This window comes from Lactobacillus delbrueckii subsp. delbrueckii DSM 20074 = JCM 1012 (genome assembly GCF_001433875.1).
Lineage (GTDB): Bacteria > Bacillota > Bacilli > Lactobacillales > Lactobacillaceae > Lactobacillus > Lactobacillus delbrueckii.
This window is the reverse complement of the sequence record NZ_AZCR01000002.1, coordinates 37,577-57,063: the sequence shown is the minus strand read 5'-3', so window position 1 is coordinate 57,063 and position 19,487 is coordinate 37,577. Positions and strand designations below refer to the sequence as shown.

The 19,487-nt window shown below is 52.4% G+C and carries 21 protein-coding genes; 6 read left to right on the top strand and 15 right to left on the bottom strand.

Annotated features, from left to right (window positions below; all coding sequences use genetic code 11):
• Positions 1-61: 61 nt before the first annotated feature.
• Positions 62-184 carry a DUF4044 domain-containing protein gene (locus FD23_RS09070; protein ID WP_044880470.1) on the top strand — a complete coding sequence of 41 codons (123 nt, stop codon included), beginning with the start codon at positions 62-64 and terminating at the stop codon, positions 182-184.
• Between the two features lie 56 nt (positions 185-240).
• Here the strand turns inward: FD23_RS09070 and mreD are convergent, their stop codons facing one another.
• From mreD to ezrA, 11 genes are all read right to left on the bottom strand, one after another.
• Positions 241-780, bottom strand: coding sequence for a rod shape-determining protein MreD (mreD, locus tag FD23_RS00860; protein WP_013439332.1), 540 nt, complete (start codon positions 778-780; stop codon positions 241-243).
• Positions 780-1,631, bottom strand: a complete 852-nt coding sequence (mreC, locus tag FD23_RS00855; RefSeq protein WP_025895144.1) for a rod shape-determining protein MreC — start codon at positions 1,629-1,631, stop codon at positions 780-782. The genes mreD and mreC overlap by 1 nt, the downstream gene beginning before the upstream one ends.
• Positions 1,632-1,681: 50 nt before the next feature.
• Positions 1,682-2,686: a rod shape-determining protein gene (locus FD23_RS00850; protein WP_025895145.1), complete on the bottom strand. Its 1,005-nt coding sequence runs from the start codon at positions 2,684-2,686 to the stop codon at positions 1,682-1,684.
• A gap of 90 nt (positions 2,687-2,776) precedes the next feature.
• The gene (locus tag FD23_RS00845; protein WP_016396348.1) at positions 2,777-3,391 is read right to left on the bottom strand and encodes a JAB domain-containing protein; all 615 of its coding nucleotides are present in this window, start codon (positions 3,389-3,391) and stop codon (positions 2,777-2,779) included.
• A 48-nt stretch (positions 3,392-3,439) separates the two neighbouring features.
• Positions 3,440-4,135 carry an HAD family hydrolase gene (locus FD23_RS00840; RefSeq protein WP_080988395.1) on the bottom strand — a complete coding sequence of 232 codons (696 nt, stop codon included), beginning with the start codon at positions 4,133-4,135 and terminating at the stop codon, positions 3,440-3,442.
• Positions 4,136-4,137: 2 nt separating this feature from the next.
• On the bottom strand, positions 4,138-5,403 hold the full coding sequence (locus FD23_RS00835; protein WP_025895146.1) for a bifunctional folylpolyglutamate synthase/dihydrofolate synthase: 1,266 nt from the start codon (positions 5,401-5,403) through the stop codon (positions 4,138-4,140).
• Positions 5,404-5,407: 4 nt separating this feature from the next.
• Positions 5,408-8,047, bottom strand: a complete 2,640-nt coding sequence (locus tag FD23_RS00830) for a valine--tRNA ligase (RefSeq protein WP_052933611.1) — start codon at positions 8,045-8,047, stop codon at positions 5,408-5,410.
• A gap of 262 nt (positions 8,048-8,309) precedes the next feature.
• On the bottom strand, positions 8,310-9,035 hold the full coding sequence (locus tag FD23_RS00825; protein WP_025895147.1) for a pseudouridine synthase: 726 nt from the start codon (positions 9,033-9,035) through the stop codon (positions 8,310-8,312).
• Entirely contained in the window at positions 9,035-10,252 is a 1,218-nt protein-coding gene (thiI, locus tag FD23_RS00820) for a tRNA uracil 4-sulfurtransferase ThiI (RefSeq protein WP_025895149.1), read from the bottom strand. The genes FD23_RS00825 and thiI overlap by 1 nt, the downstream gene beginning before the upstream one ends.
• Positions 10,253-10,254: 2 nt before the next feature.
• Positions 10,255-11,412 (bottom strand): cysteine desulfurase family protein, encoded by a 1,158-nt coding sequence (locus FD23_RS00815; protein ID WP_025895150.1) that lies wholly within the window; start codon positions 11,410-11,412, stop codon positions 10,255-10,257.
• A gap of 85 nt (positions 11,413-11,497) precedes the next feature.
• A complete protein-coding gene (gene ezrA / locus FD23_RS00810; protein WP_025895151.1) occupies positions 11,498-13,210 on the bottom strand; it encodes a septation ring formation regulator EzrA in 1,713 nt (570 codons plus the stop codon).
• 296 nt (positions 13,211-13,506) lie between these two features.
• On the opposite strand from ezrA, the gene rpsD reads away from it, so the two are divergent.
• The 5 genes from rpsD (at position 13,507) to FD23_RS00785 (ending at position 17,163) form a co-directional block, all read left to right on the top strand.
• Positions 13,507-14,118: a 30S ribosomal protein S4 gene (rpsD, locus tag FD23_RS00805; protein WP_025895152.1), complete on the top strand. Its 612-nt coding sequence runs from the start codon at positions 13,507-13,509 to the stop codon at positions 14,116-14,118.
• A 124-nt stretch (positions 14,119-14,242) separates the two neighbouring features.
• Positions 14,243-14,707, top strand: a complete 465-nt coding sequence (locus FD23_RS00800) for a YueI family protein (protein ID WP_052933610.1) — start codon at positions 14,243-14,245, stop codon at positions 14,705-14,707.
• Positions 14,704-16,008: a replication-associated recombination protein A gene (locus FD23_RS00795; RefSeq protein WP_025895154.1), complete on the top strand. Its 1,305-nt coding sequence runs from the start codon at positions 14,704-14,706 to the stop codon at positions 16,006-16,008. Before FD23_RS00800 ends, FD23_RS00795 begins: the two co-directional genes overlap by 4 nt.
• 351 nt (positions 16,009-16,359) lie before the next feature.
• Positions 16,360-16,644: a hypothetical protein gene (locus FD23_RS00790; protein WP_025895156.1), complete on the top strand. Its 285-nt coding sequence runs from the start codon at positions 16,360-16,362 to the stop codon at positions 16,642-16,644.
• Positions 16,645-16,701: 57 nt separating this feature from the next.
• Positions 16,702-17,163, top strand: a complete 462-nt coding sequence (locus FD23_RS00785) for a universal stress protein (protein WP_013439316.1) — start codon at positions 16,702-16,704, stop codon at positions 17,161-17,163.
• Positions 17,164-17,234: 71 nt separating this feature from the next.
• On the opposite strand, the gene FD23_RS00780 is transcribed toward FD23_RS00785, so the two are convergent.
• The 4 genes from FD23_RS00780 to FD23_RS10080 form a co-directional block, all read right to left on the bottom strand.
• Positions 17,235-18,425 (bottom strand): FtsW/RodA/SpoVE family cell cycle protein, encoded by a 1,191-nt coding sequence (locus FD23_RS00780; protein WP_025895158.1) that lies wholly within the window; start codon positions 18,423-18,425, stop codon positions 17,235-17,237.
• Between the two features lie 24 nt (positions 18,426-18,449).
• Entirely contained in the window at positions 18,450-18,677 is a 228-nt protein-coding gene (locus FD23_RS00775) for a DUF2969 domain-containing protein (protein ID WP_002880076.1), read from the bottom strand.
• A 12-nt stretch (positions 18,678-18,689) separates the two neighbouring features.
• A complete protein-coding gene (gene yidD, locus FD23_RS00770) occupies positions 18,690-18,977 on the bottom strand; it encodes a membrane protein insertion efficiency factor YidD (protein WP_003617406.1) in 288 nt (95 codons plus the stop codon).
• A 2-nt stretch (positions 18,978-18,979) separates the two neighbouring features.
• The coding region (locus tag FD23_RS10080; RefSeq protein ID WP_236743853.1) for a rod shape-determining protein at positions 18,980-19,487 on the bottom strand (508 nt) is incomplete at its 5' end.

Sequence of the window (19,487 nt, the reverse complement as noted above, 5' to 3'; positions counted from 1 at the left end):
AGCAAGGAAATTGCAAATCGTCGCCAAAAAGGTTATAATCACTCTCATATAGGAGGCTTCTATGGCACGTAAAAAGAAAAAGTCAACATTTCAAAATATTGAGAATTTCATGGTAGTCTTGATGGCTTTGATCACGCTCTTTGGCGTGGCAGCCTCTGTTTTTTATTACTTAACTGCCCAATAAATCTGCAATACGCTCAAAAGCGGTCAGCTTCACGCTGGCCGCTTTTTTATTGCTCATTAATACCGGTAATTGTCCAGGTCAACCAGGAAAGGATAAGATCTGGCCAGCTTGGCCCAAAGCCAGTAAGTTGCCAGGCTGATCCCGGTCGTCCAGCCGGCCGTGTATAAGAGGCTGAAGCCGATGGCCTTCAAGGTCAAATCAGTCCAGCCGATCAAACGGAAAACCAGCCAGGTGTAAAGGCAGCTGACAGTAATGGCCACGATGTTGCCCAGCAGGCGGAAAACGAAGAGTTCTGGAAAGACCCGGGCATACCAGCGGCCAAAAGCCGACAGGGCCGGCAGGATAAAGGTGTAGATCCCGATGATCCCCCAGAAGTAGAGGTCGGCAACTACCCCGGCCGCCAGGGCCAGCCAGATTTCCTTCTCGTTTCTTTCGTCTTCATAGGCGATGATCAAAACGGCGATTGGCAGGAGCAAGAACCCCGCCCGGCCGTGCTGGTAAGTCAAGGCCGGCTGCAGGTAAACGGACAGGGTCCCCTCCATAACTAGAGCCAGGTAAAGGGCGATGGCCAAAACCCATTGCTTGAAAATCCGCATTAGCCAGCCACGCTCCTTTTGACGACCGTTACCACGGACGCGTCGCTCAAATTGCCGGCCGGCTTGATCGTGATCAAGTCAGACAGGCCAAAACTGTCCTTGGTGGTTTCCGCCACCGTCCCGATCAAAAGCCCCTTCGGTGAAGTCCCGCCTAGGCCGCTGGTGTAGACCTTGGTTCCCTTCTTCAGCTTGCTTGAGCTGGAGGCCTGGGTAAAGGTCAAAGTGCCGTTTGACTGGACGCTGATGATCCCGTGCAAAACCTTGTCCGTGTCTGTCGTGGCTTGCGCGGCAAAACGGTTGGCTGAGCTGTCAGTCGTGGTGATCAGTTCCACCTTGCTAGTGGCCGCGTCGACTTCCAGGATCCGGCCAATCACGCCGCCGCCGGACATGACCGCCATGTCCTTCTTCAAGCCGGAGCTCTTGCCCTTGTCAATGGTCAAGACTTCTGACCAGCTGTCGCTGGAGCGGGAAATTACTGAAGCAGTCGTGGTCGTGTAGCCGGTCAAGGTCTTTTTAATTCCAGCGGCAGCTTTCAGCTGCTTGTTTTCCTTTTCCAGGGCAGCATTTCTGGCTTCGACCTGGGCCAGCTCATCCACCTTCTTTTTTAAGTGACTGTTTTCATCAGCCGCGTTCTGCAAGTCCTTGACGCTGTCAATTCCGTCAGTAAACCAGGAAACCGGCACGCTCACGATTCTTGAGCCCACGGAGACGATGTCATTGCCCAGGCGCTGGATCAAAAGCGGCGCGCTCAGGTTGTTTCTCAGCATCACCGTTGAGCCCAGCAGGGCTGCCAAAACTGCCACGGTCCCGAAAGCCGCCAGCATTTTTCTGTTTTGAAAAAAATTCTTCATAAATACCCATCCAATATAAAAACCGGCTCGGAGGCCGGTTTTCTTATTTCTTATCTGCTAGTCTTCCGCATTACGTCCAGGTGCTTCAAAGATTCACCGGTACCGATTGCTACACAGTCAAGCGGATCTTGAGCGATGAAGACAGGCACCTTGGTCGCGTCAGAGATGACTTCTGGCAAGTTCTTGAGCAGGGCACCACCACCGGTCAGGACGATACCATGGTCAATTACGTCTGCGGCAATTTCAGGAGAAGTCAATTCCAAGGTTTCCTTGATCGCAACAATGATGTCTTGAACAACGTCTTGAATAGCAGTTGCAACGTCAACGGCACTGATTTCCAATGACTTTGGCAAGCCTGACACCAGGTCCCGGCCGCGGATGGTCTTTGATTCGATTTCCTTGGCTGCTTCAACAGAAGCTGAACCGATTTGGATCTTGATGTCTTCAGTGGTTCTTTCACCGATCAGCAGGTTGTACTTGCTGTGCACAAAGTTGGTGATTGCTTGGTTAAACTTGTCACCAGCCTGGCGAATGGAAGTTGAAGAAACAATTCCGCCCAAGGAAATAGTGGCTACGTCAGTCGTACCACCACCGATGTCAACGACCATGGAACCAGTTGGTTCCATAACCGGCAAACCGGCACCAACAGCTGCGGCGAATGGTTCTTCAATCACGTAAGCTTCTCTGGCCCCTGCCACCCGGGCAGCTTCGATAACAGCGCGCTTTTCAACTTCAGTAACGCCTGAAGGCACGCAGATCATGACTGACGGCTTGGAATTGCCGACCGTCTTGCCCATAAAGTACTTAAGCATGGCCGCGGTCGTGTCATAGTCAGCGATAACCCCGTCCTTCATCGGGCGGATAGCCACGATTGAGCCTGGAGTTCTGCCGATCATTTCCTTGGCTTCTGAACCTACTGCAATAACTTCGCCAGTCTTGGTATTCTTGGCAACAACTGAAGGTTCACGCAAAACGATGCCTTTGCCTTCAACGTAGACCAGGGTGTTGGCGGTACCCAGGTCAATACCGATATTCTTTGAACCTAATCCAAACACGGATATCTCTCCCTATTTACTCGCTTAATCTTGCTTAATTATAGCATAATACCCGTGAAAGTCATGGATTGGCGGAAAATTAAGCTAATTTTAAAACAATTCCCGCTCCCGCAGGCTCAAATATTCACCCCCGCCGATGATGAAGTGGTCCAAAAAGGTGATCTTCATGATCTTGCTGGCTTTTTTCAAGCCCTTGGTCAATTCCAGGTCATTGTCTGACGGGGTCAGCGCCCCGCTGGGATGGTTGTGGGCCACGATGATGCTGGCGCAGCCGTAGACCACCGCCCAGCGGAAGATTTCTCTGGGGTGAACCCAGGACCGGTCCAGGGTGCCTTGGAAAAGCATTTTTTCCCCCAGGAGATTCTGCTGCTGGTCAAAATAGAGGACCCAGAACTGCTCCTGCTTTTGCCCCAGCAGTTTATTAGCCAGGTAGTTGCCAATCTTAGAGCTGCTGGCCCAGTCAGAGCTGCGCCGCATGTCAGTCCTCCGCAATCGGTCCATGGCCACCTCGATGGTCAAGGCCAGATCATTGGGGCAGTCCGGTCCTGACGTGTAGTCCAAGATGTCCTTGAAGCTGGCAATGTGCTTTTGATCCAGTAGCTGCAACAGGTCTTCCAGACTCTGGCAAGGCAGCTGGTCAAAGAGCAGCTTGAGCAGGTCACGGTCACTTTCAACATAATAGTAGTTTTGCGTAGTTTCGGTCATTTGCATTTCCTCCTTATTTTTACGCTCTACTACTAATTACGCCAAAAACTAAGAAATTTTTTTCAAAAAGTCAAAAAAGTCCGGGCAAATCAGCTGGGCTCTGGCCCGGTCTTCGGCTGAAGCGGGCTTGATGTCGGGAATCATGACGCAGTCAATCCCAGCATTTTCCGCCGCTTCGACCCCCATGCTGGAGTCTTCAAAGATCAAGAGCTGGTCTTTACCCAGGCCGCTGCGCTCTTGGGCAGCCAGATAGAGGTCCGGGAAAGGCTTGGACCGGAGCTTTTTCTCAGCAACTTCGTCATGGGTGACGATAAAGTCAAAGCTGTTCCGGCAGCCGGTCACCCAGAGATTGTGGTCAACCACGCTCTTATAGTTGTTGCTGGCGATCCCGACGGTTAAGCCCAGGTCATTAAAGTGCTCCAGAGCCTCCTTGACCCCGGCCTTCAGCTTCAGCTTGCCCTGGTCGGTCCATTCCCAGACCAGGTCGTCGGTCCGCTTGACAAAAGCCTGGCGGACCTCATCGCTTGGAAAATATTTTTCATAAAAGGAATCCATGGCCTTGACGCTGGCTCCAACCAGGTCCAGGTAAGCATCATCGCTGATGCCCAGCTTGTATTCCCGGGCGGCCTGGATATTGGCCTGCCAGTAGAGCTCTTCGGAGTTGACCAGGAGGCCGTCCATGTCAAAAATGACCCCCTGCTTGTCCGTCTTTAAACCTGCAACACGCATATTTTCCCCCTTCATGCTCAGGCACTCTGCAGAAGCTGCAAGACCGCGCTGACCAAGTAAAATGAACCCGTAACCAAGATCAAGTCCCGGTCTCCAGCTTCCGCCATCACTTGCTTTAATGCCTGGCCCAAATCGCCCTCATAGGCAAATTTTTCCTGGACCCAGGCCGGGAAGTCAGCTTTTTTAGCTACCCGCGGGTAAGCCAGGCTGGTCAAGGTGACTTTTTCATTTTTCAGCAGAGTCAGAAAGTCACTCAAGTCCTTGTCCTTCATCATGCCAGCTAAGACCAAAAGCCGTCCGCCTTTATCCTTGGCCAGGCGGCGGGCATATGGCAAAAGTTCGCTTCCAGCCTGGACATTGTGGGCCCCGTCCAATAAAAAGCTGCATCCCGCCTTTTCCAGGCGTTGGTAGCGGCCAGGAACCGTGGTCTGGGTTAAGGCGGCTTCAGCTGCCTTTTCACTTAAAGTAAGCGGCAAAAGGTCAAAAGCTGCCAAGGCCATGGCCGCGTCTTTAGCTTCTGGCCGGGGCCAGGCCGGCAACTGGTAATTTTGCCCAGCAACTGCAAGCTCATAGCCTGCTTTTTCTTCCTTGACCTGGAAGTCCCGGCCCAGCCAGTAAGAAGGACTAGCTGATTTAGTTATTTTTTCTTCAACGATTCCCTTTACGCTGGCTGGGATGTCACCGAGGATGACCGGGACAGCCGGCTTGATGATCCCGCTCTTTTCTTTGGCAATATCAGCCAAAGTCGGTCCAATGATCTGCTCATGGTCAAGGCCGATAGTGGTAATCAAGCTGACCACTGGCGTCATCACATTGGTCTTGTCATGCTCGGCCCCGATGCCGACTTCAATAACCGCGTAATCACATTTTTGCTTGGCAAAAAAGAGGAAGGCCATGGCAACTTCATATTCAAAGGTCACCAGGGCAAAATCTGCCTCTTCTTCCCGCAAGTGGCCTACTGCGGCTTCAACTTCATTTGCCACTTCCAGCAGGTCCTCATCCGCGATTGCCTGCCCGTTCAGCTGGATCCGCTCGTTAAAGCGGATGATAAAGGGCGAAACAAAAAGGCCAGTCTGCTGACCGGCCTTTTGGAGCAGATTGCTCAGGTAATATGCAGTTGAGCCCTTGCCGTTGGTTCCAGTAATGTGGCAGCACTTGACCTTGTCCTGGGGATCCCCCAGAGCCTTGAGCACCCTTTTGACATAGGTCAGGTCGCTCTTTTCGTGCAAGCGCGGCAAATGATAGAGGTAAGCGGTAAGTTCATTAACTGTCCTAAATTTCACGTCTTTAACGACTTTCTTTCAATTCCTTGATGCGGTCACGGACGCCGGCCAGCTGGCTTTCATATTCGGCCAGCTTGCCCTTCTCCTTTTCAACCACGGCAGCTGGCGCGTGGTCAACAAAGCCCTTGTTGGCCAGCTTCTTGCTTGCCCGGTCAACTTCAGCTTCCAGTCGGGCTTCTTCCTTGCCCATCTTGGCGATTTCTTCGTCCAGGTCAACCAGTTCTGACAGTGGAACGAAGATCTGGGCCCCGGCGATCACAGCCGTCTTAGCTAACTTCGGCGCCTTGATCTTGCCGGAGATTTCCAGCTTCTTCGGGTGCAGGAAGTTTTCCACGTATTCCATGTTGTCCCGCAGAATTGCTTCATTCTTTTCGTCATCCAGCTGGATCAAGATGTCGATGGCGCTGGACATTGGAGCGTTCACTTCCATCCGGATGGTCCGGACAGCCTTGATGATTTCGATCAAGAAGGCCATGTCTTCGTCAGCCTTGGCATTGTCAAATTCAGTGTGGGCTTCCGGGTAAGCAGCGGTCATGATGGACTTGCCTTCATGCGGCATGGACAGCCAGAGCTTTTCCGTCACGAATGGCATGATTGGGTGGATCAGGCGGAGAATCTGGTCCAGAATCCAGGTCAAGTTGGCCTGCTTTCTGGCCTTCAGTTCTGCGTCGTCGCCGTAGAGGGCAACCTTGGAGATTTCGATGTACCAGTCACAGAAGTCGTTCCAGATGAAGTTGTACATTTCCCGGCCGGCTTCCCCGAATTGGAATTCGTCAAAGAGGCGGTTAGTTTCCTTAACGGTGTGGTTCAAGCGGTCAAAAATCCAGGCGTCAGCCAGGTCAAACTTGCTGGTATCCGGCTTTTGGGCTGGCTTGGCATCTTCCGGCAGGTTCATGATGACGAAACGGCTGGCATTCCAGAGCTTGTTGATAAAGTTCCAGGCAGCGTCCATCTTGGTGTAGCTGAAGCGGGTGTCCTGGCCAGGCGCGGTCCCGTTCAACAGGAACCAGCGCAAAGCGTCAGCGCCGTACTTGTCGATGACGTCCATTGGGTCGATCCCGTTGCCTAGGGACTTGGACATCTTCCGCCCCTGCTCGTCTCTAATCAAGCCGTGCAAAACGACATTGTCAAATGGCCGCTCGCCGGTGAAGTGCAAGCTTTGGAAGATCATCCGGGAAACCCAGAAGAAGATGATGTCGTAGCCAGTTACCAGGGCGTTGGTTGGGAAGTAGCGCTTGAAGTCAGCTGTGTCTTCATCCGGCCAGCCCAAAGTTGAGAATGGCCAGAGGGCACTGGAGAACCAGGTGTCCAAAACGTCCTGGTCCTGGTCCCAATTTTCAATGTCTGCTGGCGCTTCTTCACCGACGTACATTTCCCCGGTCTGCTTGTTGTACCAGGCAGGAATCCGGTGGCCCCACCAGAGCTGGCGGGAGATGACCCAGTCGTGGACGTTTTCCATCCACCGCTCCAAAGTGCCTTCAAAGCGGTCAGGCACGAAGTTAACTCTGCCTTCACCCTTTTGATTTTCCAAAACCTTGTCAGCCAGTGGCTTCATCTTGACGAACCATTGGGTGGACAGGCGGGGTTCAACTTGCACGCCGGAGCGTTCAGAGTGGCCAACTGAGTGAACGATTGGTTCAACCTTGATCAAGTAGCCTTCAGCCTTGAGGTCTTCAACCAGCTGCTTACGGCAGTCAAAGCGGTCCATGCCGGCGTACTTGCCCGCCTTGTCGTTCATGGTCCCGTCATCGTTCATCACGTTGATCCGCGGCAGGTCATGCCGGTTGCCAACTTCAAAGTCGTTCGGGTCGTGGGCGGGAGTGATCTTTACCAAACCGGTCCCGAATTCCGGGTCGACGTGTTGGTCTTCAATGATCGGGATTTCCCGGCCAACCAGCGGCAGAATCAGCTTCTTGCCCACCAGGTCCTTGTAGCGCTCATCCCCTGGGGCAACAGCCACGGCCGTGTCACCAAACATGGTTTCCGGCCGGGTAGTAGCAATTTCCACGCTGCCAGAACCGTCAGCCAGCGGGTAGTTGATGTGGTAGAAGGCCCCTTGGTCATCCTGGTGGACAACTTCGATGTCAGACAAAGCCGTCCGCAGCTTCGGGTCCCAGTTGATGATATATTCGCCCCGGTAGATCAAGCCTTCATTATAGAGCTGAACGAAAACCCGGCGGACAGCCTTAGACAGGCCCTTGTCAAGAGTGAAGCGTTCCCGGCTGTAGTCCAGGGACAGACCCAGCTTTTGCCACTGGCTCTTGATGATGTTGGCGTATTCGTCCTTCCATTCCCAGACCTTTTCCACGAACTTTTCCCGGCCCAGGTCATAGCGGCTGACACCTTGTTCACGCAGGCGGGCTTCAACCTTGGCCTGGGTGGCGATGCCGGCGTGGTCCATGCCTGGCAGGTAAAGGGTGTCGTAGCCCTGCATCCGCTTGTAGCGGATCAAGGTGTCTTGAATTGCCGTGTCCCAGGCGTGGCCCAGGTGCAGCTTGCCAGTAACGTTTGGCGGCGGGATAACGATTGAGTAAGGCTTGGCCTTCTTGTCACCGGACGGCTTGAACAAGTCCTCGTCCAGCCATTCTTGATAGCGGCCAGCTTCAACCTCTTGCGGGTTGTATTTTGGTGCTAATTCTGTCATAAATTTCCTCCAAAAAAAAGTCCCAGACAAGTAAATGTCTAGGACGATATATAACCGCGGTACCACCTAAATTGAGCATAATGCTCCGCTTAAACGCGGTAACGGCGCGGGTACCGGACCGGCTTACTCCTGGTTCAGCCGGCCAGCGAATCAAGCTACCAGGCGCCTTCCGGTCTCTCAGCTTAAATGACCTTTCTCTGTCATGAAGCGCCACCTCTTGATCTTGGCTTTGTCACAAAGTATAGCATAATTTTTTCAGCCATTAAAGGGCAACTTGCTTTAAGGCCGCCAGCTCTTCTTCTGTCAAAGGCCGGTAAGAGCCAGGAGCTAAATCAGCCGGCAAAGTCAAAGGCCCCATGCTCAGCCGCTTAAGCTTTAAGACCTTCATCCCCTGGGAGGCAAACATCCGCTTGACCTGGTGGTATTTGCCTTCGGTAATGGTGATCTCGATTTCTGACTGCTCCTGGTCCTTGTCTTGCCGCAAGATCTTCAGCTGGCCCGGCTTTAATTCCGTTCCATCTTTTAAAGTGAGGCCTGCCGCAATTGTCTTGGCCGTTTCTTCGTCAGCTACTCCGGCCAAAAGCGCGTAATAGGTCTTAGGCACATGGTATTCCGGAGCCAGGAGCTGGTGGGCCAATTGGCCGTCATTGGTCAAAAGCAAGAGGCCGGTCGTGTCCTTGTCCAAGCGGCCCACTGGAGCGATTTTTTGATAACGGTCCTGGTCTTTTAGCAGGTCCAGGACTGTCTTTTGCCGGGAGTCTTCTGTTGCCGACAAGACGCCAGCTGGCTTATTGAGCAAAAAGTAGTGGTATTGCTGGTATATAACTGCCTGGCCATTAACCAGAACTTCCGCATCCTCTTTCACCTTCTGCTTGGCTGACCGGCAGACCTTCCCGTTGACCGTCACCTGGCCGGCCTTAATGATCTCATGAACCTGGGACCTGGAGCCCACCTTCATGTTGGCCAAAAATTTGTCCAGGCGCAGCATCAAAGCAGGTCCGCGTCTTCTTCAGCCAGGTCGTCAAGGAAGCTCTGGCCCGGGTAGATCGGAGTAACCTTGACCCCGGCTAAGGCCCGCTCAATCAAGCCGTCAACGTCCAGGCGGCTCTCATATTCCCGGGCCTTGTCGATCTTTGGCTTGGTCTTTGGCCGCGGCGGGGCAAAGATGGTGCAGCAGTCTTCAAATGGCTGGATGGACAAGTCAAAGGTCCCGATTTCTTCGGCCTTGGCGATGATTTCAGTCTTGTCCATGGTGGCAACTGGCCGCAATACTGGAGTGGTCGTCACGTCATTGATGGCTGCCATGGATTCCAAGGTTTGGGAAGCCACCTGGCCAACTGATTCCCCGTTGAAGATGGCCAAAGCGTGCCGCTTTTCCCTGATAATATCGGCTAGACGCAGCATGAAGCGGCGCTGAACAGTCATCAAGTAGCCCTCAGGCAGCTTTTCCTTGATCGTTTCTTGGATTTCAGCAAAAGGTACTTCGATGAAGTTGATCCGGCCGCTGTACTTGGCCAGAACGCTGGTCAGTTCCTTGGCCTTGGCCAGGGCCTTTTCAGAAGTGTACGGCGGTGAGAAGAAGTGAACCATTTCGATGTTCACGCCCCGCTTCATGGCCAGGTAGGAAGCTACCGGAGAGTCGATCCCGCCGGACAGCATCATCACTGCCTTGCCGGCCGTGCCAACTGGCATCCCGCCTGCCCCATGCAGAAGCTGGTTGGAGATGTAGGCTCCGTCCTGGCGGATTTCCAAAAGCAGGACCATGTCCGGGTGCTTCATTTCCGCCTGCAGGCCTTCCATGTGGTTATAAAGGTAGTCAGCCACCATTCTGGTCAATTGGTTAGTGTCGTAGATAAACTTGTGGTCGCTTCTTCTGGTATTGACCTTGAAGGTCATGCCGGCCTTGTAAGTTGCCTGCATCAGTTCCAGGGCAGTTTTTTCAATGGCTTCCAGGCTCTTTTCAGTCTTGATGACTGGGGAATAGGTCTGGATCCCGAAAACGACCTTTAAGCGGTCATTTACCGGCTCAAAAGGGGTCCCGTTCAAAAGGATGTGCATCCGGTCGTGGTGGGTCTGGATCTTCAGATCCGGGAAGTCATGCAAAACCTTCTGGACATTGCTGGCAAGACGGTTGATAAAGTCCTTCCGGTTCTTGCCCTTGGTGGACAGTTCGCCGTAGCGAATCATGATTTCTGTGTATTGCAAATTTATTCTCCTAAGTGGTTGATCTTGGCAAAGTGCTGGTAAATCTCGTCAAAAGCCGCGATGAATTCGTCTGCTTCTTCTAAAGTATTGCTTTCGTCAAAGCTAAGCCGGACGGCACTGGTGGCGATCGCGTCTGGCGTCTTCATCGCCACCAAAGTGCTGGCTTCGTCCGCCTTCTTTGAGGCGCAGGCAGAAGTGGTGGAAATGTAGATGTCCTGGTCTTCCAAAGTGTGGACCAGGGTCTCGCCCCGGATCCCCTCTAAAGCAAAGCAGAGGATGTGGGGGGCAAAGTTTGCCTTCAAAGGAGAGAAGATATGGATGCCCGGCTTACCTGTCAAGTACTTGCTGATCTTTTCCTTAATGGCGTATTCTCTGTCCGCCTTTTCCTTTTCGTCCGTCAAAAGCAAGCGGGCTGCCTTGGCCATGGCCGCGATGGCTGCCAGGTTTTCCGTCCCGCTTCTCAAACCCTTCTCCTGGCCGCCGCCTTCACACAAAGGCATCAGCATCCGGCCGCGCTTTTTGTACAAAATGCCGATACCGCGCGGGCCATGGAACTTGTGGGAAGAAAAGCTCATCATGTCGACCCGGGAGGTGAAGACCTGGTCCCAGATCCCCTTGCCCAGAGCCTGGACATTATCAACATGGAAGTGGATGTTCGGGTAGTCTGCCAGGATTTCAGAAATTTCCCTGATCGGCTGGATGGTCCCGATTTCGTTATTGACGCCCATAATGGAGACCAAGGTCGTATCCTTGTCCAAGGCCGCTTTCAAGTCTTCCGGATTAACCCGGCCTTCCTTGTCAACTGGCAGGCGGGTAACCCGGAAGCCCAGGTTTTCCAGTTCGGTAAAAGTATTAGCCACTGAGGCATGCTCAACGGATGAGGTAATGATGTGCTTGCCAAATTCCCGCTTGGCCCAGGCCGTCCCCTTGATGGCCGTGTTGTTGGATTCCGTCCCGCCGGAAGTAAAGTAGATCTCGTCGGTATTTACTCCCAGCAAGTCTGCAACCTGCTTGCGGGAAGCTTCCAGCAGGCCATGGGCCCGGTCACCCAGCTTGTGCAGGCTGGAAGGGTTGCCCCAGATCTTGGTCACCACCTGGCTGTAGGTCTCTAATGCTTCAGGCGCCATCTTGGTCGTGGCACTGTTGTCAAAATAAATCACGCTTCTTGCTCCTTAAAAAAGCAGCCATTTTAATGACCGCTTAATTACAAATGATATTCTATTTTAGTCCAAAATCCGCTTGGCTTCAATCAATAAGTTCTTTTTGCTCTTGATAATAGGCATTTTCAATCCGCTGGTAGCTGCCTGGCTCAGCCCGCTCCACCGCCGTGGCGATCGTGTCCAGGGCATCCTTGTAGTTGTAGTCCCGGTCATACAGCTTCATGGCATTTCTGCGGGCCCGGACGACAGTTTCATTGTCCAGGAACTTGTTGGAATACTGCATGGTCAGTTCAAAAAGATTGGCTGAACTGATAATGTCTTCCGCTTCTCTTTGCAGGCGATCAACGTCATCTGAGATTTGCACCAGTTCTTCAGAGATCTTCTCCATGTTGATCCGGACCTGGTTGAGCTCCCCGCTGGTCTTGCTGATTTCATTAATGACCAGGGTGTACATTTGCAAAAAACCTTCCGGAATCCCCGGCAGATTCTGCCGGCTGAGGTGGCGGTAAACCAAAGAGACCTGCTGCTTGAATTCCTTGATTGACCGCTGAGCCACTTCTTCCGCCTCATAGAGGCCGTCAACTGCTTCCGACAATTCCTGCTGGCGCTTGCCAATCTCCTGCAGGCGGCCCAGGATCTTGATCCAGTCGTCCTGGACTTCAGAGTAGACGGCCCGGCCGTCAGCGATCCGCTGGCTGGCCCGGATGTAGTCAGAATCCATCTTGTGGACTTCTCTTTCAAGCTCCCGGCTTTCGTCCAGTTCCCCGTGGGTCAGTTCATAGCTTTCGTCGATATGGCGCAGTTTCTTGATCAGCTGCTGGCTGACGGTCTGCTGGTGAGTCAAGAGCCGCTGCAGCTTGTCCTGGTTCTTTTCCACAAAAGGCCGGGCCTTGTATTCTTTCTCCAGGATTCCGTAGAGGGTCTTGATTTCCTTTTCGACCTTCTTTTTGCTGGTCTCTTCTAAGTCCAGCTGGGCCAAAGCCGCCAGGGACCGGTCGATCTGGTCGTTGCTTTGCCTGATTTCCAGCATAACGTCCAGGCTGCCGAAGCCGTACTTGGCATCCCGCATTTCCTTATAGCCAGCCGCGATTTCATCCAGCTGGTCAGCAAAAACGGTCTGCAGGTCGTGCTGATCCTCTTTAACTTCTGGCAGCTTGGTCTTTAAGGCCGTGAGGTCCGCCCGGATCTTTGACAAGACCCGCTTAGCCTCGACATGGTCGCCCTGGGCTGACAGGTTCTTGGCCTGGGCAAAATCTTCCTCCATGGCTGACAGGCGGTTTTCAATTTCTTCCAGGGCCACGCTGTAGTCAAAGGAATCGGCCAGAATTTCTTTGCGGATTTCCCGGTAGCTCTGCATCAATTCGTCATATTGGGCCTTGTTTTCCCGGTTTGATTCCAAAAGCTGGGTGAAGACGTCGGATGAATTCTTGACATCTTCAGAAACAGAGTCAACCAGTTCTCTGGCCTGCTTAATGCTTTGGTGGGACTTGACCAGGCGGTAGCGGGCATTTTCGTCCGCCCCGTCTTCAATCAAGCGCTGGATTTCCGGAAAAAGCTCAGCCGCCTTCTGGTAGCTCTTCTTCCAGGTATTGAGGGTAGCCAGGCTTTCCCCAGCCAGTTCCATTTGGTCCAGCTTGCCAATCGCCCGCTCCAGGTGCAGGTCTTCCATATTGCCCAGCTCATTATCGAGCTCTTCAATATCGCGCAATTGCCGGCGGTTGATCAAAAGCATGGCCATGACCACTACGATGATCGTGATAATTAAAGTGATGAGTAGTAGAGATTGTGTTGATGACATATCTTTCTCCTCCGAACTAAAGTTAATTATACCAAACTAGCCCCCGAAACATTTCTACTTTGCCAGACTTTCTGCGTTTTTTTCTTGCTTTCCGGGCCTAAAGCCCTTATAATGGTCAACGTGTAAAATATTTGCAGCCGTAAGCGACAAGAACGTCAACATCCCGGGACGTTTAGTGAACGAGTAACCCACGCTGCACGGGCGAAAATGTAAACTCGGGATGCACGAATGTTGAGCTTATATTGTGATTATTTTACTCCAACAATTTTTATTGTTTTTATTGGAGGAATTTTTATATGTCAAGATACACTGGTCCAAGTTGGAAGCGGTCAAGAAGATTGGGTATTTCTTTGTCAGGCACTGGCAAGGAACTTGCTCGTCGTTCATACGTTCCAGGTCAACACGGTCCTAACCACCGCGGCCGTCTTTCAGAATACGGCATGCAATTGCACGAAAAGCAAAAGCTGCGCTGGATGTTCGGTTTGAACGAACGCCAATTCCGTACTTTGTTTGTCCGCGCTGGTAAGATCCGTGAAGGCCAACACGGTATCAACTTCATGATCTTGCTTGAACGTCGTTTGGACAACGTTGTTTACCGTCTCGGCTTGGCTACTACCCGTGAACAAGCCCGTCAATTGGTAAACCACGGCCACATCACTGTTGATGGCAAGCGCGTTGACATTCCTTCATACGAAGTTAAAGTTGGTCAAACCATTAGCTTGAAGGAAAAGTCAAAGAACCTGCAACAAGTTAAGGACGCTTTGGAAGCTGTTGCTTCACGTCCATCATTTGTTTCATTTGACGAAGACAAGATGGAAGGTCAATTGGTTCGTTTCCCAGAACGTGACGAAATGGAACCAGAAATTGACGAAGCCCTGGTTGTTGAATACTACAACAAGTTGCTGTAATATCAATTCGGCTTCAAAGTCTTTCCCAGTTTTGGGAAAGGCTTTTTTCTTGCCCAAAAAGTTCAGTTATAATATGCTTTAGAGCCAGAAAAAGACAGTATTAATTTTTAGAAAGGATCAAGCCATGACTGAAGATTTAACCAAAAGAGTCGAAAACGCCGCGAATGGCATTACTCCGCAGACCAGGCCCGATGAGCGGCGGCGCTTTTTGGGTTCTTTAAGGGAGCGGGTTTTCGTGCGCATGACCATCAAGGACTGTGAAGACGCCAAGTTGACCAAACTCTTCATGGACCACTTTGCCGACTACAAGGGCTACACCATTTTGATCAACGCCAACACCCCCAACCCGACCTTTATCGGCCAGATTGAAAGCCGGGCCAGCAAGGAGCAGGTTCCCTTCTGCCTGGTCAATGACGAAAGTGCCAGAAAAGGCGATGATGATTCCGCCATCCTGGTCGTCAGCAAGGAGGCCATCAACCGGATGCGGATCGAATTGACCCAGGTCTACGCCCCGCCCCTGCCGGCTGAGAAATTGCCTGCTCCAAAGAAAAAGGGCTTTTTGGCCAGATTCTTCGGGGGCAATAAATGAAGCCCTTAGCATACCGGATGCGGCCCCAGTCCATCGACCAGGTCGTCGGCCAGCAGCACCTGGTCGGTCCTAAGAAGATCATCCGCCGGATGGTTGAGGCCCGGCAGCTCTCGTCCATGATCCTGTACGGCCCGCCCGGCATTGGCAAGACCAGCATCGCCAGCGCGATTGCTGGCAGCAGCAAGTATGCCTTCCGCCAGCTCAACGCGGCGACTGACGGGCAAAAGGAACTCTCCCAGGTCGCCGCTGAAGGCAAGATGAGCGGGACGGTCGTTCTGCTGCTGGATGAAATTCACCGGCTCAACAAGGTCAAGCAGGACTTTCTTTTGCCGCTGCTTGAATCCGGCCAGGTGATTATGATCGGGGCAACCACGGAAAATCCCTACCTGGCCATCTCCCCGGCCATCCGGTCCCGCTGCCAGATTTTTGAACTGAAGCCGTTGACTGAGGAAGAGATCCTGACGGCTGTTGACCGGGCCCTAACCGATGAAGAAAGAGGTCTGGGCAAATACCATGCCAAGCTGACGAAAGAAGCAGGAGAATTTTTGGCGCAAAAGGGCAACGGAGACCTGCGGGCCACTTTAAACAGCCTGGAGCTGGCAGTCCTGTCGACCAAGCAGGAACTGGAAGCTGAGGGCAAAGATGCCTTCTCCTTCACGGTCACCCTGGATGACATGGCGGATTCCTTGCAAATGAAGATCCAGAACTTTGACGCTGACGGGGACGGCCACTACGACCTCTTATCCGCCTTTCAAAAGTCCATCCGGGGCTCAGATACTGACGCGGGCCTGCACTACTTGGGCCGGCTGCTAGAATCAGGTGACCTGGTCTCAATCTGCCGCCGCCTCAGCGTGATTGCCTACGAAGACATCGGCCTGGCCAATCCCCCGGCCTGTGAGCGGGCTATTTTGGCCGTACAGGCGGCCCAGCAGCTGGGCCTGCCGGAAGCCCGGATCCCCCTGGCCAACGCTGTTATCGAGCTCTGCTTGTCTCCTAAGAGCAATTCTGCGATGACGGCCATTGATGCGGCTTTAGCCGACATCCGCCAAAGCAATGTCGGCCAGATTCCCGACCAGTTGAAAGACGCCCACTACAAGGGGGCCAGCAAGCTGGGCCACGGGACTGGCTACCTCTACCCCCACGACTATCCAGGCAACTGGGTGGCCCAGGCTTATCTGCCTGACCGCATGCAAGGCAAGCAGTATTTTGCCCCTAAGGGCGAGAGCAAATTTGAAGCGGCTTTTAAGAGCCAGTACCAGCGCCTGCATGACCTGCAGAAAGCAGGCCTTAAGGGCAAATGAAAGCGCTATAATTTTACTTGACAAAGGCTGCTGGGTTCTATATTATAATAAGTGATCTGAGTTGATCGTCAGAAAGCTTATTTGTAATTAGTTGACCGATCAAACTTAAGGACGTGGTGGCCTGTCAGTAACTACTGAATCGGAATGCTGCTCACGCAGAATCCATATTCACTGCGCGACGGGCCGGATTTTGTGAATTCTTTACGGGATCAACAGCGCCATTTATGCTTTGGTCAACTCGGATTTTCTTAGACAATAACAGCGGTCCTTCGGGCCGCTTCTTTTGTTTATTCCTGCCACTAGCTTACTCAGTGTGTTTTCACTTCCTGTGAAAACTAGAAAGTTTAACCAATGCTCTACATCCGTACTTTCATGATTATTTTTATCGCCTGCCTGCTGCTGACCGCCTGGTACCTCTGGCACCGGAGAAACGGCGCCTTCCTGGTCTTCGACGTCTCCAGCTCCCCGGAGCTCCATAGCTTGATGACCATCTGCTCGTGGACGCTCCTGGCGATCAGCGTCTTGGGAATCGTCCTGCTCTTCTTTGACAACAAGTATCTCAACTTGATCACCCTCTTTTTAGGCTCAGCGACGATTTTTATCTTCGCCCTCCTGCTTTCGCAAAACAATCAGTAAATTTATTAAAATGCTTTCATTTTTTTGGTAAAATAGAGACAGGAAGAGGTGGCAAAAATGACTAAACAATACCAATACAAACATATCCAAGTTGCCGTTGACGGTTCCAAGGAAGCTGACCTGGCTTTCAAGAAGGCCGTAACGGTTGCCAAGCACATGAACGCCAGCCTGGAAATTCTCCACGTTATCGACACGCGGTCCTTCCAGAACGTTTCCAGCTTTGACTCAGCCATGGTTGAGCAGGTTTCCAACGACGCCAAGAAGAAGATGGAAAAGTACTACCAGTCTGCCCAAGACAGCGGCGTCAAGGAAGTCCACTACTCCATCGAATTCGGCTCACCAAAGGCCATCATCAGCCGAGAATTCCCGAAGAAGCATGACATCGACCTGATCGTCATCGGCGCGACCGGCTTGAACGCCGTTGAACGCCTGCTCATCGGCAGCGTGACTGAATACGTCACCAGAACTGCTGACTGCGACATCCTGGTTGTTCGACACAACAAGGCTGGCTTGGACTAAGTCCAGTAAAATAAATAAAACCGCCCCGGTCGATTGACCGAGGCGGTTTTCGTATGCTCTCAAAAATTCAGTTAAAAGTCGCCAGCCGTGCTAAACATGTAGTCCTTATTGTGCCACTTCATCGAGAGGATCAAGCCAATCCCGATCATATTCCCGATCAAGGCTGACCCACCCTGTGAAACAAATGGCAGGGGCACCCCGGTAAGGGGCAGTAAATCAATGCTCATGCCGATATTTTCAAAGACGTGGAACAAAATCATCATAATAATCCCTGTGGACACATATGAATAGAAGGCGTTCTTGGTAGAGAAAGTGATCTTGACCATCTGCACGATCAAGATGAAGTAAATTCCGATCAAGGCCACCCCGCCGACAAAGCCGAAGCTTTCGCCGACCACGGAGAAGATCATGTCTGAGTTCCGGACTGGCACGTAGACTTTGATATTATTAAAGCCATTGCCAAAAATCTGCCCGGACCCGATCGCCTTCATGCTCTGCCAGAGCTGGTAGGCGCTGTTGGAGTTGTCCCCTGACGGGTCACTCCAGGACTTGATTCTTTCCAGCTGATAGGTCTTGAAGTAGTGGCGCAGAATCATCTGCCCTTCACTGGTAAAGACCAGGAGGATGACAGCGACGCCCACGACCACCATGAACAGAAAGACCGGGATGATGATTTTCCAGGAAATCCCTGAAACCAGGAGAATCCCCGCGGTAATCGCGACAAAGACCAGGGTGGTCCCAAAGTCAGGCTGCAGCATAAGCAGCATGGCCACCGGCAGGAACCAAGCCATGACCTTGCCGATCAAGAGCCAGTCATTTCTAAGGTTGTGGGCATAGCGCGCATTGTGCTCTCTGACGACCCGGGCCAGCTGCAAGATAAAGGCCGGCTTCATGACTTCTGAGGGCTGGAAGCTGACAGGTCCGACGACGAACCAGCTCTTGGCCCCGCTGCTGGCAGCCGTTGTCCGGTCATACAGGAAGAGGACCGCGACCAGCATGAGTATCCCCAAGCCATACAGATAGGGGGCCAGCTTAAAGATCTGCTCGGCGTCAAAGCGGACGATGAAGGCCACCATCAGCCAGGAAACCGTGTACCAGACAATCTGCATGGCCACTGTTCTAGTTGGCGTCCCATAGGTCGAGTCATTGACTGACGCGTTGTAAATTGAATAGAAACTGACGAATGACAGCAAGACCACGGGAATGATAACTCCCCAGGCGATGCGGTCATACCATTTGCTTTCTTCTTGAACTTTTGCCATTAACTATCACTTTATTCGTAAAAATTATTTTTCGTGCAAGGTGAAGTAGGCCAGCAGATCGTTGATGCCGGCATCAAGGCTCTTGGCAAACATCACGTTCTTGGACTTGCTGCTGGTTACCCGGAACTTGCCATCAACCTGCTCGATCAAGCCGATCTGGCGCTTCTTTGGAATGACTACTTCCCAAGTCGGTACCCGGCGGCCAGACAGTTCGTTGACCTCGATCCCGATGTTTTCTTGATTTCTTGACATATTCCCTCCTCGTTAGTGACTGTGGAATTTTCTGGCAATAATTTCGTCCTCATATTCTTCTGGGTGGGGATTGCGCAAAAGGGTAAACTTGTCCGGTACTGGATCCACCCCGCCGCGGTTAAAAGGATTGCAGCGCAGGATCCTTGCCAGGCCCATCAGCAATCCTAAAAGCGGACCATGCTTTTCCAAAGCAGTGATCATATAGCTGGAGCAGGTCGGGTAGAAACGGCAGCTGTCCGGCAAAATTGGTGAGATTGCCCGCTGGTAAAAGCGGACTAGAAGAATCATTATTTGACGCATTATTAGTGACGTTCGTGCTTTTCAATATGCTGCAGCAGGATACCAGTGCCCAAAGCAACTGATTCAAGCGGTGATTCAGCGATCAAAACCGGAATCTGCAGGCTGTCGGCAATCAGCTTGTCGATGTTCTTCAGCAAGGCGCCACCACCGGTGATCATAATCCCGCGGTCGATGATGTCAGCGGACAATTCCGGCGGCGTTTCCTGCAGAACCTGCTTGGTAGTGTCAATGATGCTTTGCAGGCCCTCTTGCAGGGCCTCAGTTACTTCAGAGCTGTTTACCTTGATCTGCTTTGGCAGGCCGTCAATCGTGTCGCGGCCGCGGACATTCATGCTTGCGTCCGGGTCTGAATCAGTAGCGGTACCAATTTCAACCTTGATGGCTTCCGCCGTCCGCATCCCGATCAAGAGCTGGTGGTTAGCCTTGATGTAGTTGACGATGGCCTGGTTCATCCGGTCCCCGGCATAGCGCAGGGACTTGGAAGTCACGATTTCGCCCATGGAGAGGATG

Bases quoted from the DNA above. Each gene is read 5' to 3' on its own strand.
- FD23_RS09070 (WP_044880470.1), top strand. From the start codon at position 62: ATGGCACGTAAAAAGAAAAAGTCAACATTTCAAAATATTGAGAATTTC.
- mreD (WP_013439332.1), bottom strand. From the start codon at position 780: ATGCGGATTTTCAAGCAATGGGTTTTGGCCATCGCCCTTTACCTGGCT.
- mreC (WP_025895144.1), bottom strand. From the start codon at position 1,631: ATGAAGAATTTTTTTCAAAACAGAAAAATGCTGGCGGCTTTCGGGACC.
- FD23_RS00845 (WP_016396348.1), bottom strand. From the start codon at position 3,391: ATGACCGAAACTACGCAAAACTACTATTATGTTGAAAGTGACCGTGAC.
- FD23_RS00840 (WP_080988395.1), bottom strand. From the start codon at position 4,135: ATGAAGGGGGAAAATATGCGTGTTGCAGGTTTAAAGACGGACAAGCAG.
- FD23_RS00830 (WP_052933611.1), bottom strand. From the start codon at position 8,047: ATGACAGAATTAGCACCAAAATACAACCCGCAAGAGGTTGAAGCTGGC.
- FD23_RS00825 (WP_025895147.1), bottom strand. From the start codon at position 9,035: ATGCTGCGCCTGGACAAATTTTTGGCCAACATGAAGGTGGGCTCCAGG.
- ezrA (WP_025895151.1), bottom strand. From the start codon at position 13,210: ATGTCATCAACACAATCTCTACTACTCATCACTTTAATTATCACGATC.
- rpsD (WP_025895152.1), top strand. From the start codon at position 13,507: ATGTCAAGATACACTGGTCCAAGTTGGAAGCGGTCAAGAAGATTGGGT.
- FD23_RS00800 (WP_052933610.1), top strand. From the start codon at position 14,243: ATGACTGAAGATTTAACCAAAAGAGTCGAAAACGCCGCGAATGGCATT.
- FD23_RS00795 (WP_025895154.1), top strand. From the start codon at position 14,704: ATGAAGCCCTTAGCATACCGGATGCGGCCCCAGTCCATCGACCAGGTC.
- FD23_RS00790 (WP_025895156.1), top strand. From the start codon at position 16,360: ATGCTCTACATCCGTACTTTCATGATTATTTTTATCGCCTGCCTGCTG.
- FD23_RS00785 (WP_013439316.1), top strand. From the start codon at position 16,702: ATGACTAAACAATACCAATACAAACATATCCAAGTTGCCGTTGACGGT.
- FD23_RS00780 (WP_025895158.1), bottom strand. From the start codon at position 18,425: ATGGCAAAAGTTCAAGAAGAAAGCAAATGGTATGACCGCATCGCCTGG.
- FD23_RS00775 (WP_002880076.1), bottom strand. From the start codon at position 18,677: ATGTCAAGAAATCAAGAAAACATCGGGATCGAGGTCAACGAACTGTCT.
- yidD (WP_003617406.1), bottom strand. From the start codon at position 18,977: ATGCGTCAAATAATGATTCTTCTAGTCCGCTTTTACCAGCGGGCAATC.